The organism is Pseudomonas sp. GM50, assembly GCF_000282375.1.
Classification (GTDB): domain Bacteria; phylum Pseudomonadota; class Gammaproteobacteria; order Pseudomonadales; family Pseudomonadaceae; genus Aquipseudomonas.
The window spans coordinates 76,461-91,197 of the sequence record NZ_AKJK01000040.1 but is presented as its reverse complement, the minus strand read 5'-3'; the positions used below and the strand labels follow the sequence as shown (position 1 = coordinate 91,197).

General features: G+C 60.0%; 11 protein-coding genes. 5 read left to right on the top strand and 6 right to left on the bottom strand.

Annotation, left to right across the window (positions count from 1 at the left end; all coding sequences use genetic code 11):
* Nucleotides 1-15 precede the first annotated feature (15 nt).
* On the bottom strand, nt 16-1,050 hold the full coding sequence (locus tag PMI30_RS23575; RefSeq protein WP_032834997.1) for a Fic family protein: 1,035 nt from the start codon (nt 1,048-1,050) through the stop codon (nt 16-18).
* Nucleotides 1,051-1,171: 121 nt separating this feature from the next.
* Complete coding sequence (locus PMI30_RS23580; protein WP_162130600.1) at nt 1,172-2,959, bottom strand: ABC transporter transmembrane domain-containing protein; 1,788 nt, start codon at nt 2,957-2,959, stop codon at nt 1,172-1,174.
* A gap of 258 nt (nt 2,960-3,217) precedes the next feature.
* On the opposite strand from PMI30_RS23580, the gene PMI30_RS23585 reads away from it, so the two are divergent.
* Nucleotides 3,218-3,397 (top strand): PA1571 family protein, encoded by a 180-nt coding sequence (locus tag PMI30_RS23585; RefSeq protein ID WP_008007064.1) that lies wholly within the window; start codon nt 3,218-3,220, stop codon nt 3,395-3,397.
* Nucleotides 3,398-3,583: 186 nt separating this feature from the next.
* Here PMI30_RS23585 and pdxB read toward each other — a convergent pair whose 3' ends face one another.
* A complete protein-coding gene (gene pdxB, locus PMI30_RS23590) occupies nt 3,584-4,726 on the bottom strand; it encodes a 4-phosphoerythronate dehydrogenase PdxB (protein ID WP_008007063.1) in 1,143 nt (380 codons plus the stop codon).
* 304 nt (nt 4,727-5,030) lie between these two features.
* Between pdxB and PMI30_RS23595 the strand changes: the two genes are divergently transcribed.
* Nucleotides 5,031-6,440: an MATE family efflux transporter gene (locus tag PMI30_RS23595; RefSeq protein ID WP_008007062.1), complete on the top strand. Its 1,410-nt coding sequence runs from the start codon at nt 5,031-5,033 to the stop codon at nt 6,438-6,440.
* A gap of 196 nt (nt 6,441-6,636) precedes the next feature.
* Here PMI30_RS23595 and tusA read toward each other — a convergent pair whose 3' ends face one another.
* Both tusA and rlmM read right to left on the bottom strand, forming a co-directional pair.
* Nucleotides 6,637-6,888 (bottom strand): sulfurtransferase TusA, encoded by a 252-nt coding sequence (tusA, locus tag PMI30_RS23600; RefSeq protein ID WP_007907805.1) that lies wholly within the window; start codon nt 6,886-6,888, stop codon nt 6,637-6,639.
* 181 nt (nt 6,889-7,069) lie between these two features.
* Entirely contained in the window at nt 7,070-8,143 is a 1,074-nt protein-coding gene (gene rlmM, locus PMI30_RS23605; protein WP_008007061.1) for a 23S rRNA (cytidine(2498)-2'-O)-methyltransferase RlmM, read from the bottom strand.
* 222 nt (nt 8,144-8,365) lie between these two features.
* Here rlmM and acnA point away from each other — a divergent pair, with 222 nt between their 5' ends.
* The 3 genes from acnA to PMI30_RS23620 all read left to right on the top strand — a co-directional run bounded on the left by acnA (nt 8,366) and on the right by PMI30_RS23620 (nt 13,848).
* Nucleotides 8,366-11,107 carry an aconitate hydratase AcnA gene (gene acnA, locus PMI30_RS23610; RefSeq protein WP_008007060.1) on the top strand — a complete coding sequence of 914 codons (2,742 nt, stop codon included), beginning with the start codon at nt 8,366-8,368 and terminating at the stop codon, nt 11,105-11,107.
* 279 nt (nt 11,108-11,386) lie between these two features.
* Complete coding sequence (locus PMI30_RS23615; RefSeq protein WP_008007059.1) at nt 11,387-12,178, top strand: CPBP family intramembrane glutamic endopeptidase; 792 nt, start codon at nt 11,387-11,389, stop codon at nt 12,176-12,178.
* Between the two features lie 104 nt (nt 12,179-12,282).
* On the top strand, nt 12,283-13,848 hold the full coding sequence (locus PMI30_RS23620; protein ID WP_008007058.1) for a methyl-accepting chemotaxis protein: 1,566 nt from the start codon (nt 12,283-12,285) through the stop codon (nt 13,846-13,848).
* Nucleotides 13,849-14,024: 176 nt separating this feature from the next.
* Here the strand turns inward: PMI30_RS23620 and PMI30_RS23625 are convergent, their stop codons facing one another.
* The gene (locus PMI30_RS23625; protein ID WP_008007057.1) at nt 14,025-14,702 is read right to left on the bottom strand and encodes an alpha/beta family hydrolase; all 678 of its coding nucleotides are present in this window, start codon (nt 14,700-14,702) and stop codon (nt 14,025-14,027) included.
* Between the last annotated feature and the right edge of the window lie 35 nt (nt 14,703-14,737).

The window sequence follows — 14,737 nt, the reverse complement described above, 5'->3', positions numbered from 1 at the left end:
GCCATGTAGGAGCTCCTACACAGATCTTGATCGTGCCGCGATCTGCTTGCCAAGTTCGGTCAAACGATACCGTTGAGCCGGACTATTGGGCGACTCGGGGTTTGTCATTTCAATCAAATCCGCAGCCAATGCCGGTTTGAGATAGTTAGCCCGGAAAGTCGCCTTGTGAGCCAATCCGACCTCTCCCATCAACTCATTGACCTTTAACGGACCGGTTCCATGGAGAGCCGAAAGCAGTTTCGCTACTTGGTCGGTTACTTGGTCGGTTACTTGGTCGGTTACTGGTTCGCTCCGGGCTGCCTCTTCAAGCGCAAGGCTCAGCGCTTGCAGCATGAACTCGACAAAAGGTGTTGATTCGGCCAATTGGTCGGCGGCCGATAATGCTGCGTAATAATCGTCCTGCTGCTCTCGAATTACCGCTTCGACCGGCAGGTAAGCCAGCACCGGTCGCCATTGACTGAGTATCAAGGTCTGCCAAAGGCGGCCCATACGCCCATTACCGTCGGCGAAAGGATGGATGAACTCAAACTCGTAGTGGAAAACACAGCTAGTGATCAGCGGATGCCAGTCCGAAGCTGCGAGCCATGCCAGCAAATCATCCATCAAATGCCCAACGCGACTCGGTGGCGGCGCCATATGAACCAATTTCTCGCCACGGTAGATGCCCACCCCGGCTCGACGAAGCTGCCCACAGTCATCAATCAATCCCCGCATCAGCAACTCATGCGCCTGGAGCAGGTCGGATCGGCTGCTCGGCTGCCACTGCGGCATGGATTCATAGGCTGTAAAGGCGTTACGTACTTCCTGGATTTCTCGTGGCAGGCCAAGCACTCGCTGCCCTGCCAGAACGGCGGTCACCTGCTCAATGCTCAGGGTGTTGTTCTCGATCGCCAAAGAAGCCTGAATCGTACGAATTCGATTGCTACGGCGCAGTTGAGGCGTCTGCCGACGATTATCCATCGCCGAAAGCTGACCAATCTGCTCACTGATTTCGGCGATCAAGGCCAATATTCTTGTGGTCAGGGTCAACGGTGGTTGATAACGGCTCATATCCTTATCCAGGCTCGCAACTGAGGCCGACATAATGCCCGAACGCGGCCACATTTATTTAAACCTCGCGGCCATTTTCGATCTTTGATGGAATCGAAAAGATCGTCCGAACCAACAGTGCCTACGCTCGCAGATCGGTTTCAACTTTGCCGTCATTGAACTGCAACGCCGCCAGCCGTGCATACAGTGCATTACTCGCAATCAACTCCTGGTGCGTCCCCACTGCCACCAGCTTTCCTTGGTCCATCACCGCGATCCTGTCAGCGTTTTTCACTGTGGCTAACCGATGGGCGATGACCAGTGTGGTGCGATTTTTCATCAGGCTGGGCAGGGCTTGCTGGATCAGGTGCTCGCTCTGGGCGTCGAGGGCGCTGGTGGCTTCGTCCAGCAGCAGGATTGGTGCGTCCACCAGCAGCGCCCGGGCGATGGCCAGGCGCTGACGTTGCCCGCCGGATAAACCGAGACCAGCGTCGCCGAGGTGAGTCTGGTAGCCGTTGGGCATTTGCTCGATGAAGTCGTGGGCGTAGGCGATTTTCGCGGCCTCCTGGACTTGGGCCAACGTCGCTGTCGGGTGACCGTAGCGAATGTTCTCTTCAATGCTGCCGAAGAACAGCGCCGGGGTTTGCGAGACGAGGGCGAAGCAGCGACGCAGGTCCAGAGGATCGAGTTGGGTCAGCGGCACACCGTCCAGCAGGATGTGTCCTTCGATGGGGTCGTAAAAGCGCAACAGCAGGTCATACACCGTCGACTTGCCAGCACCGGACGGTCCGACCAATGCAAGGGTTTCGCCGGCGTTGATCGTCAGATTCAGACCATCGACGGCATAGCTTTGCGGACGCGACGGGTAGGAAAAGCGCACATCGTGCAGCACCAGATCGCCCTTTACCCGTTCAGGCAAAGTCACCAGGCCCTGGGTCGGTGGCTGGATGATGTTTTCCGAACGCAATAACTCGGCAATCCGCTCCGCCGCCCCCGCTGCTCGCTGCAGTTCACCGATCACTTCACTCAATGTACCGAAGGCACCACCGACGATCAGGCTGTAAAAGACGAACGCCGCCAGCTCACCCGCGGAAATCCGCCCAGCGATGACATCCATGCCGCCGACCCAGAGCATCACCCCGACTGCGCCCAACACCAGCAGGATCACCAGGGTAATCAACCAGGCTCGCTGGAAGATGCGCTTGCGGGCAGTGTTGAAAGCCTCTTCCACGGTCGTGGCAAAGCGTTGCTCGTCCTGAACCTGATGGTTGTAGGCCTGCACGGTTTTGATCTGACTCAGGGTTTCGGAGACATAGCTGCCGATATCGGCAATCCGGTCCTGGCTCAGACGCGACAGGGTGCGCACCCGGCGACCAAAAATCAGGATCGGCGCGACCACCAGCGGCAACGCGACCACCACGATGCTGGTGAGTTTGGGGTTGGTGATAAACAGCAAGACAATCCCGCCGATCACCATCAGCCCATTACGCAGGAACAGCGACAGCGAAGAGCCGATTACCGATTGCAGTAGCGTGGTGTCGGCGGTCAGGCGCGACTGGATTTCGGAGCTGCGGTTGTCTTCATAGAACCCCGGATGCAGGTAGACCAGATGGTTGAACACCCGTCGGCGGATGTCGGCGACAACGCGCTCGCCGATCCACGACACCAGGTAAAACCGTGCAAAGGTGCCAATCGCCAGACCGACCACCAGCAGCATGAACACGCCGATGGACCGGTTGAGCAAATGCGGCGACTGGGTCATGAAACCCTGGTCCACCAACAGGCGAATCCCCTGCCCCATGGACAAGGTGATGCCGGCAGTGACGATCAACGCCAGCAAGGCCCCCAAGGCCGGCCAGCGATAAGGCGCGAGGAAACGGCTGGCCAGACGAATGGCGCGGCGGTGACGGGAAGAGAGCATGAAGATCATCCGATGGCGCAACCAATGGCTTTAACTCGACCAAGCCTACACCGCCCAACGGGATTGAACGCGGTAAATCATAATGAGTCAGGTTAATTATGACCGCCAAGACTAGTGGCTAGAGATTATTGGTCTAAAGTCCGGGTGGAAACGTCAGGGTATTTCTGATGGACTGAAGATGCCGACCTGAAAGATCGCAGGGAGTTGTCACAGCCCGGTCACCTGGCGGTTCTACAGTAAGCACACAACCTGATGAGGAGACAGGCCATGTCCTTGCAAAACAGCAGCGATGACAAGATTCCAGTGATCCGCACGCAGCCAGACCAGTCTCTGGGTTGCTCGATTATTGATAAGGATGGGCACGAAGTACCGATCACTGAAAACATGATCCAGGACGCTTGCCGCGAACTGGAGAAGCGATTGGTCAAGCCTGCCGAACAAAAGTGATGTAGCCACCGTCTTCTTGACCCGGCCTTGTTGGCCGGGTTTTTTATGGGTGTTTATCCAGAATAGCGGTGCGCCCCATCGCGAGCAGGCTCGCTCCCACATTTAAACTCAGTCGTATAGAAAACCTATATTCACTGAAGATCTATTGTGGGAGCGAGCCTGCTCGCGATTGGGCCACCTCGATTTTCAGACAGCCGAAGCCCCCAACGCCGCCACGATCTGCTGCAACGCCGGCGAATCCCCCTCGATCCGCACCTTCAACCCATCGATCTCACGCCGCAGCGGGTAATGCTTGCGCAGTGCATCGAACGCCGCACGCTGCTCGCTCACGCTACCTACAAGGCTGCGGCGGAAATTCGCATCGTCACGGCGCGGGTCGTACACGCCACGGCACAACATCGCCAGAGCCCAGGCTGGATCGCTGTCGGCGTTCAACGTCACCGCCGACAACCACGGTGCCGGCAGCAAATCGTTCAGGCGGACCTGTTCCGGTTGCCCAAGGAATTCACAAAGCGCCTGATAGATCTGCGCCGTCCCGCGCTGTCTGCCGTCGAGGCTGTAACCGGCAATGTGTGGCGTCGCCAGCACACACAACTCGGCCAGTGCCACATCGACCTCGGGCTCCCCCTCCCAGACATCCAGCACCGCTTGCAGGTCTTCACGTTGCAGCAGCACCTGGCGCAGAGCGGCATTGTCGATGACCGGGCCACGACTGGCGTTGATCAGCCAGCTGCCTGGCTTGAGTTGGTTCAAGCGGTTTTTATCGAACAGATGCCAGGTCGACTGAGGGCCTTGCTTGTCTAGCGGGGTGTGCAGACTGATGACGTCGCATTGCTCGATGATCTGCTCGAGGCTGACGTAATCGCCCCCTTCGGCCGCTTGCCTTGGGGGATCGCAGACCCGCACGTTCCAGCCCAGGCCTTGCAAAACCTTGACCAGCCGCCCGCCCACTTCACCGGCGCCGACCACACCGTAGGTGCGTTGAGTCAGGTCGGCACCTTCGATTTCGGCCAGGGTCAGCAGGCTGCCCAGCACGTAATCGACCACACCCCGGGCATTGCAGCCTGGGGCGCTGGACCAGGTAATGCCGGCCTGTTGAAAGTAATCCAGATCCAGGTGATCAGTGCCGATGGTGCAAGTGCCGACAAAGCGCACCTTGCTACCTTCGAGCAATGCGCGGTTGACGTTGGTCACCGACCGCACCAACAGCACATCGGCCTGCTCGACAGTGGCGCGGTCGATGGCACGTCCCGGTACCCGGCGGATTTCACCGAAACCTGCGAAGAAGGCATCGAGCAGCGGGATATTTTCGTCGGCAACAATCAGCATGGCAGGCTCCTTTGGCGGATCGGCAGTTTAGGCGCAGATGACCGTGATGGGCCAGCAGGCATTGTTCATCTTAAATGTGAAGGGACCACTCATCCTGTGGGAGCGGGCTTGCTCGCGAAAGCGGCGTGTCAGGCAACATTGATGTCAACTGACACTCCGCCTTCGCGAGCAAGCCCGCTCCCACAGGGAATATCGCAACGTCCGAAAACCATTTACAAATCCCTAACACAGGATTTTTCCTGACCACTGCGTCAAGGCGTAGAATGCGCCGCCTTGCGCATCAAAACCTTTTGGACGTTTCGCCTTGAATTCCGTGACTGACCGCCCGACCGCTTTTTCCCTCAATCGCCCGGCCCGGGTTCGCCTGGAGCTGAAAAACCTGCTCGGCCTGGCGTTGCCGATCATGATCGCGCAACTGGCGACCACCGCGATGGGCTTCGTCGATGCGGTGATGGCCGGTCGTGTCGGGCCTCGAGATCTGGCGGCCGTCGCGCTGGGTAACTCGATCTGGGTGCCGGTGTTTCTGCTGATGACCGGCACACTGCTGGCCACTACCCCGAAAGTCGCCCAGCGCTTCGGTGCCGGCACGCACAGCGAGATTGGCCCGATCGTGCGTCAGGCGTTGTGGCTGGCGCTGGTGGTGGGTTTGATGGCGACCGGCATGCTGTTCAGCGCCGAACCGATCCTGCACATCATGAAGGTCGACCCCGAGCTGATCGGCCCCTGCATGCAGTATCTGCACGGCATCGCCAGCGGCCTGCCCGCCGTCGCGCTCTATCACGTGCTGCGCTGTTTCAGTGATGGCCTGGGTCGCACCCGCCCGGCCATGGTCCTTGGCCTGTGTGGGCTGGCGCTGAATATTCCACTCAATTACATCTTCATCTACGGCCACTTTGGTGTGCCGGCCATGGGCGGGGTCGGTTGCGGCTGGGCCACGGCGATCGTGATGTGGGTGATGGCGTTGGGCATGGCCGGCTGGGAGCGCTGGGCGCCGGCCTATCAGTCGAGCCAGTTGTTCAGCCGTTTCGACTGGCCGCAGTGGTCGGTGATCAAGCGTCTGCTGGGCATCGGCCTGCCAATCGGTATCGCGGTGTTCGCCGAGTCGAGCATCTTCGCCGTGATCGCCCTGCTGATCGGCAGCCTCGGCGCCACCGTGGTCGCCGGGCACCAGATAGCGCTGAACTTCAGCTCGCTGGTGTTCATGATCCCCTACTCCCTCGGCATGGCCGTGACCGTGCGTGTCGGCCAGGCACTGGGCCGTGAGGAACCACGCGAAGCCCGCTTCGCCGCCGGTGTCGGCATGGGCACTGCCCTGGCTTATGCGTGCCTGTCGGCGAGCATGATGTTGTTGCTGCGCGAACCCATCGCTGCGATTTACACCGCCGACCCGACGGTGATTCAGGTGGCCGCGATGCTGATCGTGTATTCGGCGCTGTTCCAGTTTTCCGATGCGATCCAAGTGACGGCGGCAGGCGCACTGCGTGGCTATCAGGACACGCGGGTGACGATGATCCTGACGCTGTTCGCGTATTGGGGGATTGGTTTGCCGGTGGGTTACGCCTTGGGCCTGACCGACTGGTTCGGTGCGCCGAGCGGCCCGAGCGGGCTGTGGCAGGGTCTGATCGTAGGCTTGAGTTGCGCGGCGCTGATGCTGTCGATCCGCCTGACGCGCAGTGCACGCAAGCGGATCCGCATCAGTCGTTCGGCGGGTTAAGCGAGCGCAAAAAAGGGCCTGCAGACGCAGGTGATGAACACCGCAGGCCCTGTGGGAGCGAGCCTGCTCGCGATAGCGGTGGGTCAGCCAACATTGATGTTGACCGTACCGCCGTCATCGCGAGCAGGCTCGCTCCCACAAGTTGCACCTCTTAACTGACTGCCATAGTGCATAGACAGGCTCTTTTTTTGGCCCGTTAAGCGAGTTTCTTGCGGATCCAGTAGAGGTAGGTGCCTGCCTCTTCGTGCTGCGCGACCAGTTCGTGGTCGAGAAACACGCAAAACTTGGGGATGTCGCGACGGGTCGACGGGTCGGTGGCGATCACCTTCAGCAGGCCGCCAGGCACCAGGTCACGGATGTGCTGGTGCAGCATCATCACCGGTTCCGGGCAATTGAGGCCAGTGGCGTCGAGGGTGCCGTCTACCGGCGTATCGATCATTTCACTCATGGTTCACTCCTGAAACTTGCCGGCATTGTCGCGCATTGCCGGGTGTTCGGTCATCTATGGCAGAACGCCGCCGCCCCTGTAGGAGCGAGGCTTGCCCGCGAAGGCCGCGCTGCGGTGTATCTATGGGACCGCGCTGCAGCCTTCGCGGGCAAGCCTCGCTCCTACAGGGGGGTGGTGTAGCTTAACGGGACTTGGGTTTCTTTACGTCGAGCCGGCGAAGGTGGCAGGTCACTTCCTCACGGTCGTGATACAGCTGCTTGCAGCCGATCTCGACCCGAATGCCCCGCGCCTTGAACCCGTCGGCGATACGTTCCAGCAAGCGCTTCACTTCGGCATAACGCTGTTTCATCGGCAGCTTGAGGTTAACCACCGCTTCCCGGCAATGCCCCTCGCCAATCCACTCTTCCAACATCGCCGCGTTGCGCGCCGGCTTCTCGACGATATCGCAGACCATCCAGTCCACCGGTTGCTTGGGCTTGAAGGTGAAACCGTCAGCCATCAAATGCTGCACCAAACCGGTGTCCATCAGGCTTTCGGCCATCGGGCCGTTGTCGATGGCGGTCACCAGCATGCCGCGGTTGACCAGTTGCCAGGTCCAGCCGCCGGGGGCGGCGCCGAGGTCGACACCAGTCATGTCGCTGTGCAGGCGCTCGTCCCACTGATCCCGCGGGATGAAATGGTGCCAGGCCTCTTCCAGCTTGAGGGTCGAACGGCTCGGCGCTTCACGCGGGAATTTCAGGCGTGGAATGCCCATCGGCCACATCGCCGAATTGTTCGATTCCGCCAGGCCCATGAATACTTCGCGACCACTCTTGAAGGTCAGCAGCAGCCGTGGCTTGTGGGCATCTTCCACCAGTTTGCCGGCCGCCATCAGCGCCTTGCGCAGGTGGCCTTCGAATCTCTTGCAGAAGTTCGACAGTTCCTTGCCATCGTTGGTGTCGACCATTTCCAGCCACAGGCTGCCGCACAGAGGGAAATCCGCCATGTGCGCGAGGATCACACTGATGCGGTCGGTTTCCGGCAGATCGATGAAGATCCCGCGAGCCCACTGGCGAGGGAAGATCAGATCGGCGAAGCGCTGGCCACGCATCAGGCGCTCGGCGCCGTCTTCTTCGGTGCAGATAAATTCGGCGCAGGCGCTGGCGGTCTTGGCCTTGGCATAACCGGCCACGTTCAGCCGCGCGGCATGTTCGGATATCTCGGAACAGACTTCGCCTTCGAAGCCCGGCCGGCAATGCATAAAGAGGGTGTTCATTCTTACTCCTGGGCAGTTGGCGAAGAATTCAGCCACTGCGCGATGCCCAGACTTGCGTTGAAGCAAAGCCTGTCACGAAAACCGGCGCATGATAGCCGAGATCGGAACCTTGGACTTGCCCGTAGAGTCCAGTTATTAGCCTTAACGTATAAACAGGGCTAGGTTTAGAGCTCTGTCCTTCCCGTCAGTCCGTAGCCGTGCGGATTTAAAGGAGTCATTTCAATGCCGTCCCTCGATAGCCTGAAAACCCTTAAAACCTTACAAGTCGACGACAAGACCTATCACTATTTCAGCCTGCCCGAAGCCGCCAAAAGCCTGGGCGATCTGGACAAGCTGCCGATGTCGTTGAAAGTATTGCTGGAAAACCTGCTGCGCTGGGAGGACGAAAAAACCGTCACCGGCGCTGATCTCAAGGCGATTGCCGCCTGGCTCAAGGAGCGTCGCTCCGATCGCGAAATCCAGTACCGCCCGGCTCGGGTATTGATGCAGGACTTTACCGGCGTCCCCGCCGTGGTCGACCTGGCTGCCATGCGCGCCGCCATGGCCAAGGCCGGCGGCGACCCGCAACGAATCAATCCGCTGTCGCCGGTGGACCTGGTGATCGACCACTCGGTGATGGTCGACAAGTACGCCAGTGCAAGCGCCTTCGGACAGAACGTCGACATCGAAATGCAGCGCAACCACGAGCGTTATGCCTTCCTGCGCTGGGGTCAGAGCGCCTTTAACAATTTCAGTGTGGTGCCACCGGGCACCGGCATCTGCCATCAGGTCAACCTCGAGTACCTGGGGCGCACGGTCTGGACCAAAGACGAGGACGGTCGCACCTATGCGTTCCCGGACACCTTGGTTGGCACCGACTCTCACACCACCATGATCAACGGCCTCGGCGTGCTCGGCTGGGGTGTGGGCGGGATCGAAGCGGAAGCAGCGATGCTCGGCCAACCGGTGTCGATGCTGATTCCCGAAGTGATCGGCTTCAAACTCACCGGCAAGCTAAAGGAAGGCATCACCGCCACCGACCTGGTGCTGACCGTTACCCAGATGCTGCGCAAGAAAGGTGTGGTCGGCAAATTCGTCGAGTTCTACGGCGACGGCCTCGCCGACCTGCCGCTGGCCGACCGCGCGACCATCGCCAACATGGCCCCGGAGTATGGCGCCACCTGCGGCTTCTTCCCCGTGGACGAGGTGACACTGGAATATTTGCGCCTGTCCGGCCGCACCCCGCAAACCGTGAAACTGGTGGAGGCCTACAGCAAGATCCAGGGCCTGTGGCGCCTGCCCGGCAAGGAGCCGCAGTTCACCGACAGCCTGGCCTTGGACATGGGTAGCGTCGAAGCCAGCCTCGCCGGGCCAAAACGCCCGCAGGACCGCGTCTCGCTACCGAATGTCGCGCAAGCGTTCACTGACTTTCTCGGCCTGCAATTCAAACCGCCCAGCAAGGAAGAAGGTCGCCTCGAAAGTGAGGGTGGCGGTGGCGTCGCGGTGGGCAACGCCGATCTGATCGGCGAAGCGGATTACCACCACGAAGGGAGTACTTATCGGCTGAAAAACGGTGCGGTGGTGATCGCCGCCATCACCTCCTGCACCAACACCTCCAACCCCAGCGTGATGATGGCGGCCGGGCTGGTGGCGAAAAAAGCCGTGGAGAAAGGCCTGAAGCGCAAACCGTGGGTCAAGAGCTCGCTGGCCCCAGGCTCGAAAGTGGTCACCGACTACTACAAGGCAGCGGGCCTGACCCAATACCTTGATGAACTCGGTTTTGCGCTAGTCGGTTATGGCTGTACCACCTGCATCGGCAACTCCGGACCGTTGCCGGAGCCGATCGAAAAAGCCATTCAGAAAGCCGACCTGACGGTTGCCTCGGTGCTCTCGGGCAACCGCAACTTTGAAGGTCGCGTGCATCCGCTGGTGAAAACCAACTGGCTGGCCTCCCCGCCTCTGGTCGTCGCCTATGCGTTGGCCGGGACGGTGCGCATCGACATCAGCAGCGAGCCATTGGGCAACGACAAGGACGGTCACCCGGTTTATCTGCGAGATATTTGGCCAAGCACCAAAGAAATCGCCGACGCGGTGACTCAGGTGAACACCGCCATGTTCCACAAGGAGTACGCCGAAGTGTTTGCCGGCGACGAGCAGTGGCAGGCGATCGAAGTGCCGCAGGCGGCGACTTATGTCTGGAACAACGATTCGACGTATATCCAGCATCCGCCATTCTTCGATGACATCAGTGGCCCCGCGCCGGTGGTCAAGGACGTCGAAGGGGCGAAAGTCCTCGCACTGCTTGGTGATTCGGTGACCACCGACCACATCTCCCCGGCCGGCAACATCAAGGCCGACAGCCCTGCCGGCCATTACTTGCGCGAGCAAGGGGTGGAACCGCGGGACTTCAACTCCTACGGCTCCCGTCGCGGCAACCATCAAGTGATGATGCGCGGCACCTTCGCCAACATCCGGATTCGCAACGAGATGCTCGGCGGCGAAGAAGGCGGCAACACGATTTATATTCCGACCGGAGAGAAGCTGCCGATCTACGACGCGGCCATGCGGTACCAGGCGTCGGGGACACCGCTGGTGGTGATCGCCGGGCAAGAATACGGCACCGGTTCGAGCCGCGACTGGGCGGCCAAGGGCACCAATCTGCTGGGGGTAAAAGCAGTCATCGCGGAAAGCTTCGAACGGATTCACCGTTCCAACCTGGTGGGTATGGGCGTATTGCCGTTGCAGTTCAAACTGGATCAGAACCGCAAGAGCCTGAACCTGACCGGCAAGGAAACCCTGGACATCCTTGGCCTAACGGGCGTCGAACTGACTCCGCGCATGAACCTGACACTGGTCGTCACCCGTGAAGATGGCAGCACGGAAAAGGTCGAGGTGTTGTGCCGGATCGATACGCTCAACGAGGTGGAATACTTCAAGGCTGGGGGGATTTTGCATTATGTGTTGCGGCAATTGATTGCCTCGTAACAGCCTGCTGACAACGACACCGCCTTCGGGCGGTGTTTTTGTTTATGCGGTGTACGTCTCTATAATCGCGTGCCCATTAGTTTTGTGTCGGTCACAGGACAAATGTGCGGGCCTGTGGCGACGGGGCTTGCCCCCGTTGGGCTGCGAAGCAGTCCCAAAATCTCTGATGTACCAAAGATTTTGTGAGTGCTACGCACTCAAACGGGGGCAAGCCCCCTCGCCACAGGGCTCCCACAGGGAACGAAGCAATCCGCAAAATTTCGGACACAAGGACTTCAAATGATCGCTCTGCCATGGACTTATCTGGCACTTCTCTCCATTGGCTACAGCCTGGCGTTGATCTACGGCCATCTCGGTTGGCTGTCCTCTATCTCTTTTGCGTTGCTGCTGTTCGCCGGTTTCGCCGTTCGCCAGCAACAGGTTCCCGTTGGCCGCTACCTCGGCCACGGTCTGTTCATCATCCTGGCGGTGGCACTGGCAATGCACTGGCTTCCCGGTTTCTTCAACGGTCGCGCCATTGATCCCCAGCGTTTCACCGACGATGCCGTGCCGTTTGCCATGTACCTGAATCAGGACAAACCGCTGATTGGTTTCTGGCTGTTGCTGGTTTGTCCATGGATTGTCGGCCGGCGCTCGCTGCGGCTGTCCGTTTATGCCACCGCCCTAGCCCTGACCGTGAGCGCCATGCTGGCCTTGGGTGGCGCACTGTTGCTGGGCGTGATCAGTTGGGCACCGAAGTGGCCGGATCAAGCCTGGTTGTGGCTGCTGAACAATCTGTTGCTGGTGACGCTGGTGGAAGAAGCGCTGTTTCGCGGCTACATCCAGGGCGGCCTGAGCCGGCAGTTCAAACACCTGCCTTATGGCGAAAATCTCGCGTTGTTGCTCGCATCAATGCTGTTCGGCCTCGTTCATCTGGGCGCTGGCTGGCAATGGGTGTTGCTGGCGGGCCTCGCGGGTGTCGGTTATGGCCTGGCCTATCGTTTTGGCGGGTTGGGCGCGGCTATCGCCACCCACTTTGGTTTAAATCTGCTGCATTTCGGGCTGTTCACTTATCCGATGCTCGCCGGCTGACGCAACAGTCGTTTTGCGACGCGTCACTGACTTATGAAAAAAACATCTCAATAAATACCTGACGATGCCGACAACCTGTCAAAGCCTTGCGGATTGAAAAAGCCATGCGTAACAACCAGCCCATTACACAACGCGAACGGACCTTCCCGGCTCAGCAACGGTTGATTTCCACCACCGATGCCAAGGGCGTGATCACCTACTGCAACGACGCTTTCGTCGAAATCAGCGGGTTTTCTCGTGAGGAATTGATCCGTGCGCCGCATAACCTGGTCCGTCACCCCGACGTCCCGGCGGCGGTGTTCGCGCACATGTGGGGCACACTGAAACAAGGCTTGCCATGGATGGGCATTGTCAAGAATCGCTGCAAGACCGGTGACCACTACTGGGTTAACGCCTATGTCACACCGGTGTTCGACGGCAATCAGGTGATCGGTTACGAGTCGGTGCGGGTCAAACCCACCGCCGAACAGATCCGCCGCGCCGAAGCGCTCTACCAACGCATCAACCAGGGCAAGTCGGCGGTTCCCTCTACAGACAAATGGCTGCCGGTGCTTCAGGACTGGCTGCCGTTCATTCTGGTCAGCCAGCTGAGTTTCATGATCGGCGCCACCCTGACGTCCCAATGGGGCTTCGCCCTCGCCGCCGGCCTTTCGGTGCCGTTGGGCTTAATGGGCTTGAGCTGGCAACAGCGCGGTATCAAGCGTTTGCTGCGCCTGGCCGAACAGACCACGTCCGACCCGTTGATCGCGCAGATGTACACCGACAGCCGTGGCGCCCAGGCACGCCTGGAGATGTCGATCCTCAGTCAGGAAGCACGCCTGAAAACCTGTTTGACCCGCTTGCAGGACACTGCCGAGCACCTGACCGAACAAGCGAAACAGTCCGACGCCCTGGCCCACAACAGCTCCACCGGCCTGGAACGTCAACGCGTCGAAACCGAGCAAGTGGCAACCGCTGTGAATCAGATGGCCGCCACCACTCAGGAAGTCGCCAGCCATGTGCAGCGCACCGCCGACGCCACCCAGGAAGCCAATCGCCTGACCGGTCGCGGTCGCGACATCGCCGGGGAAACCCGCGAAGCCATTCAGCGCCTGTCGGTCGTCGTCGGTGAAACCGGCCTGACCGTGACTCAACTGGCCAAGGACAGCGACGAAATTGGCGGCGTGGTCGACGTGATCAAAGGCATCGCCGACCAGACCAACCTGTTGGCCTTGAACGCTGCGATTGAAGCCGCGCGTGCCGGCGAGATGGGCCGTGGTTTTGCGGTGGTGGCCGACGAAGTTCGGCAACTGGCACAACGCACCAGCGAATCCACCGGGCAAATTCACGCATTGATCGCCAAGCTGCAGCAAACCGCCAGCACCGCGGTGCAAACCATGGAAGCCGGGCACCGTCAGGCCGAAGAAGGCGTGGCGCGGGTATTGGAAGCAGACCAGGCGCTGGTGGGCATCAGCGAAGCGGTGGCCAACATCACCGACATGACCACCCAGATCGCTGCCGCCACCGAAGAGCAAAGTGCCGTTGCCGAAGAAATCAGCCGCAACATCAGCAACATCTCACAACTGGCTGACCAGACCTCGGAACAGGCACAGCACTCGGCGCTGTTGAGTGAAGAACTGACCAAGACCGCGAATACCCAGTATTCGTTGGTGGAGCGGTTTAATCGCTGATTGCTGCTGGAAAGACAAAAACCCGGACGGTGAAAACTTCCGGGTTTTTTATTGCCTGGCAGATCGCTTTCGCGGGCAAGCCTCGCTCCTACAGGTAATCAGTGCCCACATGATCGACGCATGACCCGTAGGAGCGAGGCTTGCCCGCGAAGAGGCCCTGACTGCAGGCGAAAATTTCACTGAAGAAACGCAGCCACCTTCCCCGCCGCAGCCGCCAAATGCTGCTCATGACTAAACCCCGAAGCCTTCAACGGCTTCAAATCATGATCCCCTGCCGCCAGCCAGAACACCTCGATACTCGGCGCCAACGTGTAAGCCTCGACGGCCTCACGATTGCCCAACGCATCCCGCTCCCCCTGCACGATCAACGTGCGAGCCTTCAGCGCCGCCAGGTGCTCGACTCGCGGCTTCTGCGGTTTGCCCACCGCATAAAACGGATACCCCAGGCACACCAACGCATCCGCGCCCAACTCATCGGCCAGCAGACTGGCCATCCGCCCGCCCATGGACTTGCCACCTATGGCCAGGCGCCCAGCGACATGGCGTCGCACTACGGCATACACCTCACGCCAGCACTCCTGCAATTTGGGCGCCGGGTTCGGGGGACGTTTACCGCCATCGATACGCCGCTGTGCCATGTAGGGAAACTCGAAACGCAACACGTTGACGCCAAGCGCGGCAAGGCGCGCAGCCATGTCGCTCATCCAGCCGCTGTCCATCGGCGCACCGGCGCCGTGAGCGAGAATCAGCGTCGCCGAGGCCGGCGTCGTGGCGGCATTCCACAACCATCCGTGATCCCGCACACACTGCGCCCATTGATCCCCGTCAATACTGGCCTTGTGCTCTTTGTCCATGCTTGCCTCGCTTTTAGTCTGCCTATAACTCCAGG

Bases quoted from the DNA above. Each gene is read 5' to 3' on its own strand.
- acnA (WP_008007060.1), top strand. From the start codon at position 8,366: ATGCCGTCCCTCGATAGCCTGAAAACCCTTAAAACCTTACAAGTCGAC.
- PMI30_RS23625 (WP_008007057.1), bottom strand. From the start codon at position 14,702: ATGGACAAAGAGCACAAGGCCAGTATTGACGGGGATCAATGGGCGCAG.
- PMI30_RS23585 (WP_008007064.1), top strand. From the start codon at position 3,218: ATGTCCTTGCAAAACAGCAGCGATGACAAGATTCCAGTGATCCGCACG.
- PMI30_RS23615 (WP_008007059.1), top strand. From the start codon at position 11,387: ATGATCGCTCTGCCATGGACTTATCTGGCACTTCTCTCCATTGGCTAC.
- pdxB (WP_008007063.1), bottom strand. From the start codon at position 4,726: ATGCTGATTGTTGCCGACGAAAATATCCCGCTGCTCGATGCCTTCTTC.
- PMI30_RS23575 (WP_032834997.1), bottom strand. From the start codon at position 1,050: ATGAGCCGTTATCAACCACCGTTGACCCTGACCACAAGAATATTGGCC.
- tusA (WP_007907805.1), bottom strand. From the start codon at position 6,888: ATGAGTGAAATGATCGATACGCCGGTAGACGGCACCCTCGACGCCACT.
- PMI30_RS23620 (WP_008007058.1), top strand. From the start codon at position 12,283: ATGCGTAACAACCAGCCCATTACACAACGCGAACGGACCTTCCCGGCT.
- rlmM (WP_008007061.1), bottom strand. From the start codon at position 8,143: ATGAACACCCTCTTTATGCATTGCCGGCCGGGCTTCGAAGGCGAAGTC.
- PMI30_RS23580 (WP_162130600.1), bottom strand. From the start codon at position 2,959: ATGATCTTCATGCTCTCTTCCCGTCACCGCCGCGCCATTCGTCTGGCC.